Here is a 14466-nt window from a genome sequence, read left to right as displayed (position 1 = left end):
TGCTAACAGAACGGCGACAAATTCCGCGCCCCTCTATGAAGTTTAGAACTCACTTTTTTGTCGGATTGAAAAAGCTTTTGTGACAGCCGCACGCGCGGAGCCGGCGGAAATCGCCGGCTCCGGGCGGCCGCCATCTTGGACCCAACGTCTACATCAAGCGCTTGCGCAGGACTTGCGACAGCATGTCGACCAGCGTCACGGCAATGATGATGATGCCGATGATCACCGCCGTCTTGCCATACTCGAACGACCGGATGTTTTCGATCAGCACCTGACCGATACCGCCGGCGCCAATCAGGCCGAGAATGGTCGCTGAACGCGTGTTCGATTCGAACCGGTAGAGCGCATAGGACGCCCAGAGCGGGATGACCTGCGGCACCACGGCCCAGGTCACCTCATTCATTGGACCGGCGCCCGTAGCGCGCACGCCCTCGACCGGGCCTTCATCAATCGACTCCACCGCCTCGGAGAACAGCTTGCCGAGCACGCCGGCCGTATGGAAGGCGAGCGCCAGCACACCGGCGAAGGGGCCAAGACCCACCGCCGCCACGAAGACTGCCGCGACCACCAGCTCGTTGATGGCCCGCAACCCATCCATCAAAATCCGCACCGGCCGCCGGATCCAGAAGGGCGCGATATTGGACGCGCCGAGCAATCCGAGCGGAATCGCCAGAACGACGGCGAAGAACGTGCCCCAGAGCGCGATCTGAATGGTGACGATGATCTGCTCGAGATAGTTCTGCCATTCCGAGAAATCGGGCCGCGTGAAGCCGGCCAGGTATTCGCCCATCCGATCGGCATTGGCGCCAAGCAGCGGGAATTTGAACACTTCCGCCGACCAGAAGCTCCAGATGAGCAGGCCGAAGAACCCGCCCCAGATCACCGCATCGATCAGCCGGTCGGTCATCAGCCGCGCCGGCGCATGCTTTGGCGGCTGGCTCATGAACATGATCAGCCCGAACACGCCGAGCCCAACGATCAAACCCACCATCGCCCGGAACAGGGTTGGATCGTTGTCATCCGCTGCGCGCCCCTGCGCTGCTTGCACGCTTTGCGGTGGCGGCGTGCCCTGGTCGCGAAGGAAGCTGGTGACGAGCTCGGAGACCGCGCCCTGGTCGCCCTCCGGATTGGCCAGCATCGCCGCGCGCGCCGATTCGATTTGCAGCGACACCGTCTGTGTCGCAATCGCGCGCTCCTGGATCGCGACCTCGGTGAGATCGTCTTCGACGGCGGCCAGCCGCCCGCGCAACTCGGTCAGCTGCTCCTCGCGCAACACGTCATTGAGGCTGGTATCGGCTTCGACCGTCGCGATGTCCGAACGGAGAGACGCGCGCTGGTCGATCAGTTCAAGACGCCGGATCGGCAGGAAGTGATCATTGGTCGCCGGCAAAAAGCCGCCCATTTCCAGCTCGCGCAGAATGCCTTGTTCGCGCGCCCGCTGATCGGTATCGCCGCGCCAGCCATAAGTCAGGAAAAACTCCTGGATGCGCGCGCGCACATCGGCCGGTAAATCGCGGCGCCACATGATCGGATCGGTCTGGATCAGAGGCGATCGCCAGATGGTCCGGATATTCTCCAGCACTTCCGGGCGCGCCCGCTGAAGCCGCTCGATATTCGTCGTATTGTTCGTTGCCGCATCCAGCTGCGCATTCGCCACGGTCAGCAGATTCGCCTCGTGGCTGGCCCGCGTCACCTGATTGAAACAGGTCTGCGGATCGATTCCGCGCGGCGAGAAAATATAGGCATTCGGCACCAGCGTGCCGGAGGTCGACAAAGGATCGCCGAAGCCGAAATTGAGGCTGCCATCGCAGACCAGCAGATCGTCCAGCGACTGCAGCGGACTGTCCACGGGGACAATGATGATCGAGCGATAGCCCAGCTGTCCGTCCGGATAGATGAATTTCGCGAACACTTCGGCATTGGCGCGCCGGGCGGCTTCCAGACCGGACCGGTTGGTCAGCCAGGCCAGTTGAACCTGGTTGGCGCGCATCGCCTCGACAACGCCGGTATAATCCCCGGCCGAGCGCAGCACGATATTGTATCCGGTGTCCTCCGCCATGTCCTCGACGAAGGGCTCCCACAGGGCGAGCACGTTTTCCGATTGTTCGGTGGCCACCACGCCGAACACGACCGTGGTCTGATCACTGTCCTGTGCCGTCGCCGAGGCCGCCCACAGGCCGAAAAATGCCAGGAGAGAGAGGAGCCGCGCCATCATGCCGGTTCTCCTTCCTCGTCGAGCACCCCGATATACTCGTCACCATAGATCTCGATCAGCCGCTCGCGCGTCAGACCGCCGGTCGGACCGTCATAGATGATCCTGCCATCCTTCAGCGCGACGGCGCGCTTGCAATATTTCAGCGCGTAATCGACTTGGTGCAGCGTCACCACCACCGTGATTCCATCCTGTTCGTTGAGGTCGGCCAGCAATCGCATCACATTGCGCGCCGAGACCGGATCAAGCGAGGCAATCGGCTCGTCCGCAAAGATGGCCCGCGCACCCTGCACCAGGGCCCGCGCAATCGCGCCGCGCTGCTGCTGCCCGCCGGACAGATTAGCCGCGCGATTGCCGGCATATTCCGCGATCCCGACCCGCTCCAGCGCATCCATCGCCTTCTTGCGGTCAGCGCTCGAGAACCGGCCGAGCACGCCTTTCCAGCTCGGCATCCGGCCCAGCGCGCCGATCAGCACATTGGAATAAAGACTGATCCGCTTAACCAGGTTGAACTGCTGGAAAATGAAACCGATCTGGGCGCGCGCCCGTCGCACGCCGCGCGACAGCTTGCCCGCCTCCTGAACCCGGTCACCGAAAAGGCGCGTCACACCGGAACTGGTATCCGCGGTCTGCAATCCGGCCGAAACCCGCAGGAGCGTTGACTTGCCCGAGCCGGACGGGCCGATCAGAGCGACCATCTCGCCCGGCTCGACCGTGAGTGATACGCCTTTCAGCGCCTGCGTCGTGCCGAAGGTGACATTGATGTTTTCGGCCAGAAGGGCCGGTGCCGTTTCAGACATGAAACTTACGCCTCTTGGGAACCCGGGGTCTCACTAACCTTTCAAACACGACAGTTTTGTGAAACCGATGCTATTCGCGACAGCTGATCAAGCCCACCATCGGTGTCACCGTCTCGCGACCGTCCCCGTCGCGCACACGCATCAGGGCGCGCCCGATCACGGCTTCACCGTTGCGCCGGTCTGTGATCTCGCCGGCGATGGACACATTTCCATAACGCCGCTCGAGGCGCTCACCCGCCCGATAGTCGAAGCTGCGCACGGCCGATGCGACCGCAACGGTCTCGCCATTCAGCAAGAGACGGGCATCGCCACGGCTTTCATTATCGAAGACGCGCAGCGGATTGGGCTCGGCCCGATCCCAGAAGAACGCGCCGCACTCGCCCGGCGCCAGATCCTGCGGCGGCAAGCCGTTCATATAATCAGAAGCCGCTGGCGGTGCCGGCGGATCTGCGTTTGTTTGGGCCGTGACGCTTTCCGCATTGCCGAACAGGATTTCCGCGAGGGGCTCGTCGTGCCGCACCTCAGCGCAGGCCGTGGCTGAAAGTGCCAGGCCGGCGGTTGCGATCATTCCCCAACGAATTGACATCTGCAGGCTCATAGCTGTCCTTCGCCGCGGGCACGCCAGACATCGCCATCCTGCGTGAATCCGGCCGCCGAGAAAACCGCCGTCAGGCCCTCATTCGGCAATCGGGCCTCCGCCGTCCATCGCCAAAGCCCTGATGGTGCCAAGGACAGGTTGAGCGTCAGCATCATGTCCGCACTGTTACCGGTGAGATCGGCGGTGAGATTGCCCTGATTGCATCCGAGCGGACCCTCCAGCAGGGGCGCGGCGACGTCATAGGGCGCGGCGAAACCGACCAGCGCGGCTGTCCGCACGTCGCCGTCTGCATGGTGGCATCCCGTGCGCTCGAAAGTCAGCTCATTGATGCCGAACGAAACCAACTCGGCGGGATCGATGCCGGGCAGCTCCAGGCCAAGGCCACGCAGCGTGGCCGTAAACTGGGTTTCGCGGACGCCGAAAGATGAAATGCCCGCCATCGCCAGGCCGCTGCCGCGCGCCTCGGGGTCGGCAAGCTGCCAGTCGAATACGGCACGGCCGGTCAGCACGGATGTCGGCCGCAATCCGATATCGATCCGCTCGAAGCGGGCCGCTCCGGCTCCGGCACCGTAGATGCGGCCGTCCCAGATCCGGCCATAGGTCGATGCATCCTCGCCCAGGCGCCCGCCCGCCAGGGCGTGCACGAATGAAACCGGCATGAGTGCGATCAGCGCCACCAGAAGAAAAACAACGCCCGTGAGAGTGAGGGTCCGCCACGACATCAGCCCGGCCCTCTTTCGAGAACGATCTGCGCGCGCGCCAGTCCGTCGCCTTCACGTTCGATATTCGCGCGAATGGCCACAATGCCGGACTGGCGATCCAGATCGGTGAGCCACGCCATCAGGCGCTCCGCGCTGGTGCTTTCCGTCCAGACATTCAAGCGCCCGTCTTCGTCGGGAACCATACGCGACAAAGGCAGTTCCATTGCCGCTGCGCGCTCGGCAACGATCGTGCGCAAGGGCCGCGAATCGTCGCCCGCGGCGGCATCGGCATTGGCCAACAAGGCCTGATATCTCGCCACGCCGACGCTCAAATTCCGGTAGCGCTCGACGGAATCGACATAGGCGGTGCGCGCCGAATTCCGGAAATCGATCAACGGCGCCGCAACCAGATACCAGCTGCCAAGGCCGGCGATGATCAGCGCCAACACCGCCAGCAGCCATTGTTCGCGCGGGCTGCGTTCTGCCCATTGCGAGCGGAGGGAGGCGAGAAGCGCATTCATGGCAACCTCACTGCAAACTCGCCGGTCAACGTGTTGCCGGTCTGGCGCACCCCGCCATCTTCCAGCACGACACCCAGCTCGCCCGCCGCGCGCGCCAACGCCTCGAAATCCGAAAACCCGGCGTACACCGCCGTGACATTCAGAACATTGAGCGCCCGATCGTAACGCATCGTGTCGATCTGAACGCTGTCGACGCCGCGTGTGATCTCCGCCAACGCCGTCGCCAAGGCGAGGAAATCGGAACCGCCCGCGCCTTCGAGCGCCTCGATCTGGCGCCGCAGCTGGACCTCCGGATTGACCGCCGGTGTGCCGGGGAATGTCGCGCTGAAGAGCGCCGTGCCCGCATCGTCAATCGCCGCGCGCTGCGACTGGTAATAGATCCCCTCGGCACCCAGCAGGACCGCGGCCACCAGCAGGCTGGCGGCCAACGCCATGCCGGCGCGCCGGAAGGGTGACAGCACGGTCAGCCAGGAGGCGCCGCCGCCGCGAACAGTCGCAAATCCCGGCAACCGGTCGATCAGCGTTTCCGGCAGGGCCGCGATGGCCCGGGCCAGATCGAACGCTGCAAAACGCCGCGGCTTTGGCAGCGGGATGCCGACGATTTCGGTCCAGTCGATCGAATCGGCGACCGCCAGCGAGTCCGGCTTCGCCTCAGCCAGCGCTGCGGGTAATGCGTCGGCCAGCAGGGCGTCTTCAATACACAGGGCCGGCCGGTCGGCGCGCGGGCGGCACAGCAGGAGATGGCCGCGATCGGCGAACAGCACGGCATCTTCGCTGAAATCCATTGCGGCGAAGACGTCCGGCACAAGGAGGATCCGCCGGGCCGGAATGCGTGCCGCCAAGGCCTGCCAGCGTTCCGCCAGCTCGCGCCGCATGGCGTAGACATAACGGCGGCCATCGCCATCGGCCGGCCCGATAAGGGTTGCGGTATCCTCGACAGGAGCCGCCAGCTCGTCTTCGATCAGGAAGGGTGCGGCCTGGCGCGCTTCGCGCTCGGATCGCGCCGGCAAGGGCACGCGCGCCACGAAAAGATCGCTGCTCGGCAGCACCAGGAACAAACGGTCATAGGGCGTTTCCGGCACCGCCGGGACGCCATCGCCCGAACGCTTGCGGCGGCCATCCTGCACCAACACCCAATGGGGATTGGCATCGCCACCGGCCGGGGCGCGGATCACCAGATCTCGGCTCACGAGAACACTCCGAAGCGTTGCTGGTGGCGCACCAAGCGGCTGCCGGACATGATTTCAACCAATTCCGTCAGGCGATAGACGCTGTCACCCTGCCGGACATCGACATGGATCTCGAAATAGCGGGTCGACAGGCCGAATTCAGGACGTTCCTCGACCGGCCATTCGAGCGCCGCCAGGAGCGGGTCGGTCCAGAATTCCGCGACGGTTTCATAGCCCGTCGTCGGACGGCGCGACAGGACAAGGGCGGCATCTGATCGCGACAGCCGGTTATCGAGCGCCGCCGCCAGAAGAGCGGCCTGCTCCGGACGCAAGGTGTTCAGGTTCAGCGTCGTCCGGTTCGTTTCCGGGAGCGCACAAACAAAGGGCGCCAAGACGCCATAAAGCATGGGCGTCACGGCCGGCAGGGCGCGCAGCTCTTCGCGTTCGACAAACAGATTGTTCGCCGCGCGGTGCGGTATCGGGCGGGCTGAATAGACCGAGTCCTCTGCCCCCCGCGCAGCGGGCCGCGCATCCGTATCGACCCAGTCGGTGGCCTGGGCCGCAATGGCCTGCGCATCGATGGACGGAATGTTCAATGCTTGAAGCAGCGAGATGAACCGCTCACCGGCGTCCGGGTCTTCCACGAATCCGTCCTCGCTGCCGCGTACCAGACTATTCAGATTGAAACAATTCTGCGCATCGCGGACTTCGCCGGTCAGCGCACCATTCTCAATGTCGAATTGCCGGGCGCCCTGATTCCAGGCGTCGCCGGGCCGCATCGGTTCGCCATTTCGGGGCAGGGAGCGAAGCAGTGCGCTTTCAGCAAAATCGCGCGCGCCGAGCGCATACCAGTAGGCGGCATCGCGGTGGCCGATCTGGCCGCTGCGCTCGATCGCATAGAACAGGCTCTGGGAAAGGCCGACCGAGACCGACGCCATCACCGCCGTTATAAGCAGCGAGGTGATGAGCGCCGTGCCGCGCTTGTCGCCGAACCGGATCATGACGGAAATTCCGGCGTCAGGAGGACGAATTCCAGTGCCGTGCCATCCGCCTGCTGCGTCGCCAGGCGTACCGCGCGCGGCAGGGCTGACGCCGCGCCGGGCCCGCGTCCGGACGCCATCTCGCCGACCCAGCTATTCAGATTGAGGAATTCGACCTCCAGCTCGGCGAAATCCTCCAAAAGGACAAATTCCTGTGCCGGCGTCTCGAACACCCGGTCGGGATAGCTCCAGCTGCGCCGGATCAGCCGATCTCCATCGCGGACATATTCCACATATTGCAGGGAGCCGCGCGGATGCACCTGCCCCGGATTGGGGCGTCCGGCGCGTGTGAAAGCGAGCAGTACAACGTCCCGCGCACTATGCCGGAGATCGGTCAATCCGGCGTTCGAGCCGCGGAAGGTGAAACCGCCGGAACGCCCGTCCGGCAGGCGGGCCGGCCGGCTCGCGAGTTGCCCAAAGTCTTCCCGCATCAGCATACGGGCGCGGTCGGTCATCTCGGCACGCTCCGCGCTCTGGCGGTTGATGTCGCGCGCCGTCAGCGAAGCATTCAATAGCGTTGAAGCGATAATCCCCGCCGCCGCGAACACGAATACGGAAACCAGGATCTCGACCAGGCTGAATCCGGCGCGCTGCGGCATCATCCTGCCCTCCGGAAGGTCAGTATCGAATGCGCACCGCCGCCGCCCGTTTCCTCCACCGCCAGTTCGACGCGGACGAGGCCGGCATCGGTGGTCGGCAACACGGTCAGCGTCCAGTCATACTCGCGCCCGGCCAGCGAATAGCGCCCGCGATCCGATGTGAGCCGCCCTCCGGCCTGCTCGATCAATTCGGCATTCATCACGTTTTCAGCGGCCAGCGCGGCAAGGCTGCGCGCCTCGATTATCTGCGCGCCGCGGCTCGCCTGATGCGTCGCGTTCAGCAGCGCCAGTCCCGCAATAGACAGCACCGATAGCGCGACCAGCATCTCGATCAGGGAGAATCCGCAGCGCTGTGTCATGCCGGACCCCCGCTCAGGCGGAGCCCGTCGCGCTGGCCGATATCGATCTGCCAGAACGTCTCGTCGGTCCGGATTTCAAGCCGCGCCCGGTCGTTCGCGCCGGTCGGGTCGAACCAGTAGTCCGGCAAATCCGTTCCGCCCGCGATGGCCTGGCCCTGCACGCGCAAGCTGATGCCCTCGGCCAGGGCCCGTCCGGACAGATTTCGGCGGCCGGTCAGCGGCACCCAGGCACCACGCGTATAAGCGAGAAAATCATACCCGTCAGACCGGACGCGTATGCCGATGAATTCGCCGCGCGTGACGGCCAGGGTCTCTGCCTGCGACAGGTCGAGCAGCAGCTGTTCGGCGGCCGACCGTGCCGGATCGCTGTCCGGGCGAAGCGTCAGAAACGCGACACCCGTCATCAACCCGATAAGGGTCAGAACCACCATGATCTCGACCAGCGAATATCCGCGGTTGGAGGCAAGCGAGCGCGTCAATCGCCCCAATTCCCGATATCGGCATCCAGCCCTTCACCCCCGGCGCGGCCGTCCTGGCCCAAGGTGAAGATATCGAACTCGCCAAGCTCGCCGGGATAGAGATACTGGTAGGGATTACCCCAGGGATCGGTCTGCAGCCGGCGCACGAAACCGCCTTGCGGAAAGCGCGCCGCCAGCGCGGTATCGGACGGCCCCGATACCAGCGCTTCCAGCCCGTCTTCGGTAGAGGGATAGGCCAGCATCTGCAGCCGGTAGAGCTCGACCGCCTGTTCCAATGTGCGGATATCTGCGCGCGCACGCTCCGCCATCGCGCGGTCCTGACTCGGCAACACATTGATCACGACAATGGTCGCGAGAATGCCGATGATCACGAGGACCACCATCATTTCCAGAAGCGAAAAACCCGCTTTCGGTTTGGCTGTCGTCGAGAGCGCTTTCATGTCGGAAACTCCTATCCGAGAGCAAGAGTGTTGAGGCGCAGGATCGGCAAAAGGATCGACAGGACGATCGCCAGGACGATCGCGCCCATCGTGATGATGATGGCCGGCTCCAGGAGGTTCAGCGCCATTGAGGTGCGCCCGTCCGCATCCTGCTCGATCTGATGAGCGGCGCGCTCAAGCATGTCGCCGAGCGTCCCCGACCGTTCGCCGGCGGCCGCCAGATGCACCAGGAGGGGCGGAAACCAGCCATTGCGCCGCATGGCCTCCGACAAGCCGGTGCCGATCTCCACATCGCATAATACGGTCGCAATCGCCTCGCCAAAGGCCGCATTGCCCGCCGCCCGGCCCGCGGCCCGCAACGCATCGGGCAGGACCGCGCCGGACTGGATCAGGATCGCCAGGGTGCGCGCAAATCGCGCCGCTTCCATGTCGCGCGTCCAGCCGCCGGCGACGGGCAAGCGAACCAGCAACCGGTCTCGCTGCATGCGGACGGCCGCGCTTCGCAAGGCCAACACGCTAGCCAGAATGACAATCCCAAGCCCTGAAAGCAGAACGAGGCCGTAGTCCTGCAAAAAGCCGGACAGGCCGATCATGATCTGGGTCGGCAATGGCAGCGCCACGCCAGTCCCGTCGAATTGTTCGGCAATGCGCGGCACGATGAAGACCAGCAGGCCCGACACAACCGCGATCGCCGTTACGGCCAGGGCCGCCGGATAGACCAGCGCCGCCTGTACCTTCCGCCGCACGGCATCGGCCTTCTCAAGATAATCCGCCAGCCGGTCCAGCACGCGCTCCAGGCCGCCGGCGGCCTCGCCGGCCGCAATCATGGCGCGATAGACGGCGGGAAAGGATTTCGGATGATCACCCATAGCGTCCGCCAACCGGCTGCCTTCCTGAACGCGCGAACGGATCGCCGACAGGACGCGCCGCAGGCCCGGAGACTCGGCCTGGCGGGTGAGAAGCCCCAGCGCTTCTTCAAGCGGAATACCCGCTGCCACCAGGCTGGCGAACTGGCGGGTGAAGATCATTAATTCGCGGCGGGACAGCCCGGCACGGAACGCCACGGACGGCCCTGCCGAACGGGTTCGCCGGTCATCCGCCCGCCCAACGCTTAACGGCGCCAGATTGCGCCGGCGCAACTCGCGACGAGCGGCGACTTCACTGTCGGCATTCAGGAAGCCGCGACTCTTCTTGCCGCCGGTATCGAGGGCTTCATACTCAAACGCCGGCATGACGTTCGGTCTCCTCACGGCAGACCCGCAGCACTTCCGACAGGCTCGTCTCGCCGTTGACGGCGGCAGACAACCCGTCCTGGAACAGCGTCTTCCGCGATCTGAAAGCGTGATCCGTCAGCGCTTTTTCCGAGGCATTGTCGTGGATCAGCGCACGCAATCCGTCATCGACCGGCACGATTTCATAGAGGCCGACCCGGCCCGAATAGCCAAGCCCCTTGCAGGCGGAACACCCGTTCGAGCGGTAAAGCAGGACCGGTCCGGCCGATTTGATGCCCATCGCGGCACGTTCACCGGCCGACGCCGTGTAACTCTCGCGGCAATGCGGGCACAGCCGGCGTACCAGGCGCTGCGCGACGATCGCGCTCAGCGTGGAGGCCAAAAGGAAGCTTTCAATGCCCATATCCCGCAGGCGCGCCACGGCGGCGATGGCCGAATTGGTGTGCACGGTCGACAGCACGAGGTGGCCGGTCAGGCTGGCCTGTGTGGCGATGCTGGCGGTTTCGGTGTCACGAATCTCGCCCACCATGACCACGTCGGGGTCCTGTCGGAGAATCGCCCGCAACCCCGTGGCAAATGTCATGCCGACCTTCGCATTGACCTGTGTCTGTCCGACACCGTCGAGCGCATATTCCACCGGATCCTCGACCGTCAGAATATTGCGCGACGCATCGTTGAGAAGGTTCAGCGCGGCATACAGCGTGGTCGTCTTGCCGGCTCCGGTCGGCCCGGTGACCAGGATGATGCCATTGGGCTGGGCCAGCGCCTTTTTCATCGCCGCCAGATTGTTCGGCCCCATCCCCAGCTGATCCAGCGTGAAACGCGCCTGATCCTTGTCGAGCAGGCGCAACACCACCCGCTCGCCGAACCGCGACGGCAATGTGGCGACGCGCACATCGACGCCCTTGCCGCCCAGCGTCAGCGTCAGCCGCCCGTCCTGCGGGATCCGTTTCTCGGCAATATCGAGACGCGACATCACCTTGATCCGCGAGACCAGGGGTGACGCCAGCGCCGGCGCCAGGCTGGCGCGTTCCGACAACACACCGTCGATGCGATAGCGCACCGAGACGCGGTCCTCATAAGGCTCGACATGAATGTCGGACGCGGCCGTGCGGATCGCTTCTGCGATCAGCCCGTTGATCAGCCGGATGATCGGCGCATCCGAAGCGGAATCCAGCAGATCCGCAGCCGGCGGGATGTCGTCGATAATGCTGGACAGGCTTTCGCCTTCGGCCTGATCGCCGAGACTGCCCGCATCGGCACCGGAGAAGGCATAAATGTCCGACAAGGCACGGTCGAATTGCGGGGCATCCACTTCTTCGACCGGATAGGCGCGGCCGATGGCCCGGCGCGCTTCCAGCAGTGCCAGCCGGTCGCCGCCGCGCTTCAGCACAAAGGCCGGCCGCTCGCCGGACCGGAATACGATCCCCCGCGATTTGGCAAAACCATAGGCCAGGCGTGCGGGCGCTTGTGTCATGGCAAATCCGCGCCGCCGGCCGGGCCGGTGAGCATGTCGGCGATCGCTTCCAGATCGGTCGTGCCGGGCCGCACATCGCCGCGGCGTTCACGGAGCCGGCCATAGCTGCGGCCGGTCGCATCGCGCATGTCGGCCTCGCTGCGGATGATGGTGGGCCGGATAAAGACCATCAGATTGCGTTCCACCACGGACTCGCCTTCCGAGCGGAACAGGCGGCCGACACCGGGAACGCGGCTCAGGCCCGGCACACCGCTGACGCTGGTCTGGCGGTCCTGCTCGATGAGCCCGCCCAGAACGATGATCTCGCCGTCATCGGCCAGGACGGTCGTGGATATCTCGCGCTGATTGGTGATCAGCTCGTCGGAACTCGTACTGACGGTACCCGCCACGCTGGAAACTTCCTGCCGGATGTTGAGGCGGATCGTATCGCCCTCATTGATCTGCGGGCGGACTTCGAGGCGCACACCGACATCGCGGCGTTCAATGGTCCGGAACGGATTGACATTGTTCGCGCCCAGCACCTCGCCGGTCGTCACAGGGATCTGCTGACCGACGAGGATGTAGGCCTCCTCATTATCCAGTGTCAGCAATTGCGGCGTCGACAGCACGTTCGAATTCTGATCCTGCTCGACCGCATTGAGCACCAGGCCGAACAGATTGCCGTTCGAATCCTGACCGCCGAAGCCTGCGATGATGCCGTTAGATGCCAGCAGCGAGGACAGCGCCAGCGAGCGCAGCGAAGCATTGACGCCGCCATCGTTTCCGCTGCCATCGTCGATTTCGGCGATCGCGCCTGTCAGGGCCAGAATGTTCGGATTGGCGCGGTTGAACCGGCTCATGATCAGCGGAGCTTCGCCATCATCGTCACCGGCCAGCAGAAACTGCACGCCCAGCTCTTCGGCGGCCGTATCTGAAATCTCGACGATGATCGCTTCCACCAGCACTTGCGGCCGCCGGATATCCAGCTGGCGCACAACCTGTTCGATCTGCCGTTGCGCATCGGCGGGAGCGTTGATGATCAGCGAATTGGTCGGGGCGTGATGCGAGATCGAGATCGGGCCGCCGGCCGGACCGCTATCGCCCGCCGGCGACAGCGTGGCCGCGACGTCTTCGAGGATCGGCAGCACCGATTCCCCGTCCGTATGGTTGAGATAGATGACGCGGTAATCCTGGTTCGACTCGCTGACCGCATCGATCTGGCGCGCCAGGCGCATCATCTCGGCAATCTGGTCGGCATCGCCGCGGAAAAGGAGCGAGTTCGACGACGCAACCGGCACGATGGTGACGGCGTAGCGCAGCCCGTCCTCGCCCGCCCGCGTGCTGGTGCGGGTCGAATCCAGGATCCGCGCCATGTCGGCCGCCGACACGTTTTCCAGCGCCAGCATCTCGAACACCGAACTGTCGCGGTCGAGATTGCGCAGCACCTGGCGGGCGCGGGCCACATTCGAGGCAAAATCGACGATCACCACGGCATTGCCGCTGTCGATGGCATTGACCACGCCCTGCGCGCTGGTCAGCGGCCGCAGAATGTCCTGCGCATCCTGGGCGCTGGTGTATTGCAGCCGCACGACGGAGGTCACGAATTGCTCGCGATTGGCGGCGCCGCCCTCCGCGCCGGCTGCCCGTGCACCTTCCTGTTCCGGCACGATCTGATAGGCACCGCTCGGGCTGCGGATGACCGCATAGCCCTGCACCCGCATCACCGACAGGAAGACGTCGAACACGCCTTCCTCGGTCAGCGGGGTTTGCGAGGTCACATTGACGACACCGCGCACGTCCGGATCAACAATGAAGGTGTAGCCGGTCAACAGGGAGATATCGTCGATGAAGGCGCGAATGTCCGCGTTGACGAAGTTCAGCGTGTGCTCCTGCCCCAGGGCCGGCTGACCCGGTGTCAGCGCGAGCAGCAGCGCGGCCGCGAGCAGGCGAACGGTCTTGAAGGTCATTGCGATACGTCCAGAGTGACCCGCTCACCTGCACGGCGCACGGTTAGTTGAAGGGATTGCCCGATCTGCGGCAGCAGTCTTTGCGCCGCGTCGGCGTTTTGCGGGATCGGGCGGCCATTGATCTCGATAACGATGTCGCCGCGCTGCAGCCCCAGCATCACGGCAGCCGGCTCGTCATTGGCCGCATCGACGCGGAAGCCGGTCAGGCGGCCGTTTTCGATTTGCGGCTGCAAGGCCAGATCGGCGATCAGGGCTTGCGGGCTGATCGCCCGCGCACCGGTCACCACCGCGGTCGACCGCGCCGGTCCGTCGCGCAAATAGAGCACCTCGCGGATGCCGCCGCGATCGATCACGATGCGGTCGGCATAAACCGCGGCCAGCTCGGCATCATCGGTTATCGCCTGACCGACCGCAAAGGTCCGTTGTCCGCTGGCGCCGGCCTCGACGATCGCGGTGCCGGTTTCCGGTGTTTCGCCCATGCGGACGCCGTAGAGCTGCAGGCTCAAACGGGTTTCGGGAAGCGTCTCGAGAGACGCATCGGCCGACGTTGCGGCGCCGCCGGAAAACAGGGTCTCGAACGTGCCGGCGGCCGGCTGCAGCCGGGTATCCCGGACAGTGACGCCATAGTCCGGTTCGGCAAAGGCGAAGGGCTCGCTATACGCCCCGTAAAGGCCGAACCAGACCGCCCTGGCCAGAACGAAGGCCAGCACGGCCAATGCCGACAGCTCCGCCGCTATCACGGCAGCGCGCGGCACAGAACGCATGTGCGGTGTGTTGCTTGAAATCGCCATCGCCATCCACGGCAGGTTCTCGTTGACCGCGCCCCGTCGGGTCACGGCTCCCCTGCGTTTACGACGGTTTGCTACAGTTTGTTTGTCAGTTTCGTTTCAATG

15 protein-coding genes are annotated in these 14466 nt (G+C 64.7%); all 15 read right to left on the bottom strand.

What is annotated here, in order from left to right; translation table 11 throughout:
• Positions 1–148: 148 nt before the first annotated feature.
• The 15 genes from phnE to ACO08C_RS10375 all read right to left on the bottom strand — a co-directional run bounded on the left by phnE (position 149) and on the right by ACO08C_RS10375 (position 14409).
• The gene (gene phnE / locus ACO08C_RS10445; protein WP_421785492.1) at positions 149–2215 is read right to left on the bottom strand and encodes a phosphonate ABC transporter, permease protein PhnE; all 2067 of its coding nucleotides are present in this window, start codon (positions 2213–2215) and stop codon (positions 149–151) included.
• Positions 2212–3012 (bottom strand): phosphonate ABC transporter ATP-binding protein, encoded by an 801-nt coding sequence (phnC, locus tag ACO08C_RS10440; RefSeq protein WP_421785491.1) that lies wholly within the window; start codon positions 3010–3012, stop codon positions 2212–2214. The genes phnE and phnC overlap by 4 nt, the downstream gene beginning before the upstream one ends.
• 70 nt (positions 3013–3082) lie before the next feature.
• Positions 3083–3598, bottom strand: coding sequence for a hypothetical protein (locus tag ACO08C_RS10435; RefSeq protein ID WP_421785490.1), 516 nt, complete (start codon positions 3596–3598; stop codon positions 3083–3085).
• A gap of 8 nt (positions 3599–3606) precedes the next feature.
• Positions 3607–4332, bottom strand: a complete 726-nt coding sequence (gene gspN / locus ACO08C_RS10430; protein ID WP_421785489.1) for a type II secretion system protein N — start codon at positions 4330–4332, stop codon at positions 3607–3609.
• A complete protein-coding gene (gene gspM, locus ACO08C_RS10425; RefSeq protein ID WP_421785488.1) occupies positions 4332–4832 on the bottom strand; it encodes a type II secretion system protein GspM in 501 nt (166 codons plus the stop codon). Before gspM ends, gspN begins: the two co-directional genes overlap by 1 nt.
• Positions 4829–6022 carry a type II secretion system protein GspL gene (gspL, locus tag ACO08C_RS10420; protein ID WP_421785487.1) on the bottom strand — a complete coding sequence of 398 codons (1194 nt, stop codon included), beginning with the start codon at positions 6020–6022 and terminating at the stop codon, positions 4829–4831. The genes gspM and gspL overlap by 4 nt, the downstream gene beginning before the upstream one ends.
• Positions 6019–7002: a type II secretion system minor pseudopilin GspK gene (gene gspK / locus ACO08C_RS10415; protein ID WP_421785486.1), complete on the bottom strand. Its 984-nt coding sequence runs from the start codon at positions 7000–7002 to the stop codon at positions 6019–6021. The genes gspL and gspK overlap by 4 nt, the downstream gene beginning before the upstream one ends.
• Positions 6999–7643: a type II secretion system minor pseudopilin GspJ gene (gene gspJ, locus ACO08C_RS10410; protein ID WP_421785485.1), complete on the bottom strand. Its 645-nt coding sequence runs from the start codon at positions 7641–7643 to the stop codon at positions 6999–7001. The genes gspK and gspJ overlap by 4 nt, the downstream gene beginning before the upstream one ends.
• The gene (gspI, locus tag ACO08C_RS10405; RefSeq protein WP_421785484.1) at positions 7640–7999 is read right to left on the bottom strand and encodes a type II secretion system minor pseudopilin GspI; all 360 of its coding nucleotides are present in this window, start codon (positions 7997–7999) and stop codon (positions 7640–7642) included. The genes gspJ and gspI overlap by 4 nt, the downstream gene beginning before the upstream one ends.
• Positions 7996–8478 (bottom strand): pilus assembly FimT family protein, encoded by a 483-nt coding sequence (locus ACO08C_RS10400; protein ID WP_421785483.1) that lies wholly within the window; start codon positions 8476–8478, stop codon positions 7996–7998. Before ACO08C_RS10400 ends, gspI begins: the two co-directional genes overlap by 4 nt.
• Positions 8475–8918, bottom strand: coding sequence for a type II secretion system major pseudopilin GspG (gene gspG / locus ACO08C_RS10395; RefSeq protein WP_421785482.1), 444 nt, complete (start codon positions 8916–8918; stop codon positions 8475–8477). Before gspG ends, ACO08C_RS10400 begins: the two co-directional genes overlap by 4 nt.
• A gap of 11 nt (positions 8919–8929) precedes the next feature.
• A complete protein-coding gene (gene gspF / locus ACO08C_RS10390) occupies positions 8930–10150 on the bottom strand; it encodes a type II secretion system inner membrane protein GspF (protein ID WP_421785481.1) in 1221 nt (406 codons plus the stop codon).
• Complete coding sequence (gene gspE, locus ACO08C_RS10385; RefSeq protein WP_421785479.1) at positions 10137–11627, bottom strand: type II secretion system ATPase GspE; 1491 nt, start codon at positions 11625–11627, stop codon at positions 10137–10139. Before gspE ends, gspF begins: the two co-directional genes overlap by 14 nt.
• Entirely contained in the window at positions 11624–13573 is a 1950-nt protein-coding gene (gene gspD / locus ACO08C_RS10380; protein WP_421785477.1) for a type II secretion system secretin GspD, read from the bottom strand. The genes gspE and gspD overlap by 4 nt, the downstream gene beginning before the upstream one ends.
• Positions 13570–14409 carry a type II secretion system protein N gene (locus ACO08C_RS10375; protein WP_421785476.1) on the bottom strand — a complete coding sequence of 280 codons (840 nt, stop codon included), beginning with the start codon at positions 14407–14409 and terminating at the stop codon, positions 13570–13572. Before ACO08C_RS10375 ends, gspD begins: the two co-directional genes overlap by 4 nt.
• Positions 14410–14466 lie beyond the last annotated feature (57 nt).

This window comes from Hyphobacterium sp. (assembly GCF_965229905.1).
Lineage (GTDB): Bacteria > Pseudomonadota > Alphaproteobacteria > Caulobacterales > Maricaulaceae > Hyphobacterium.
Note: the sequence above shows the minus strand (reverse complement) of the source record. Positions and strands in the feature narration are given on the sequence as shown.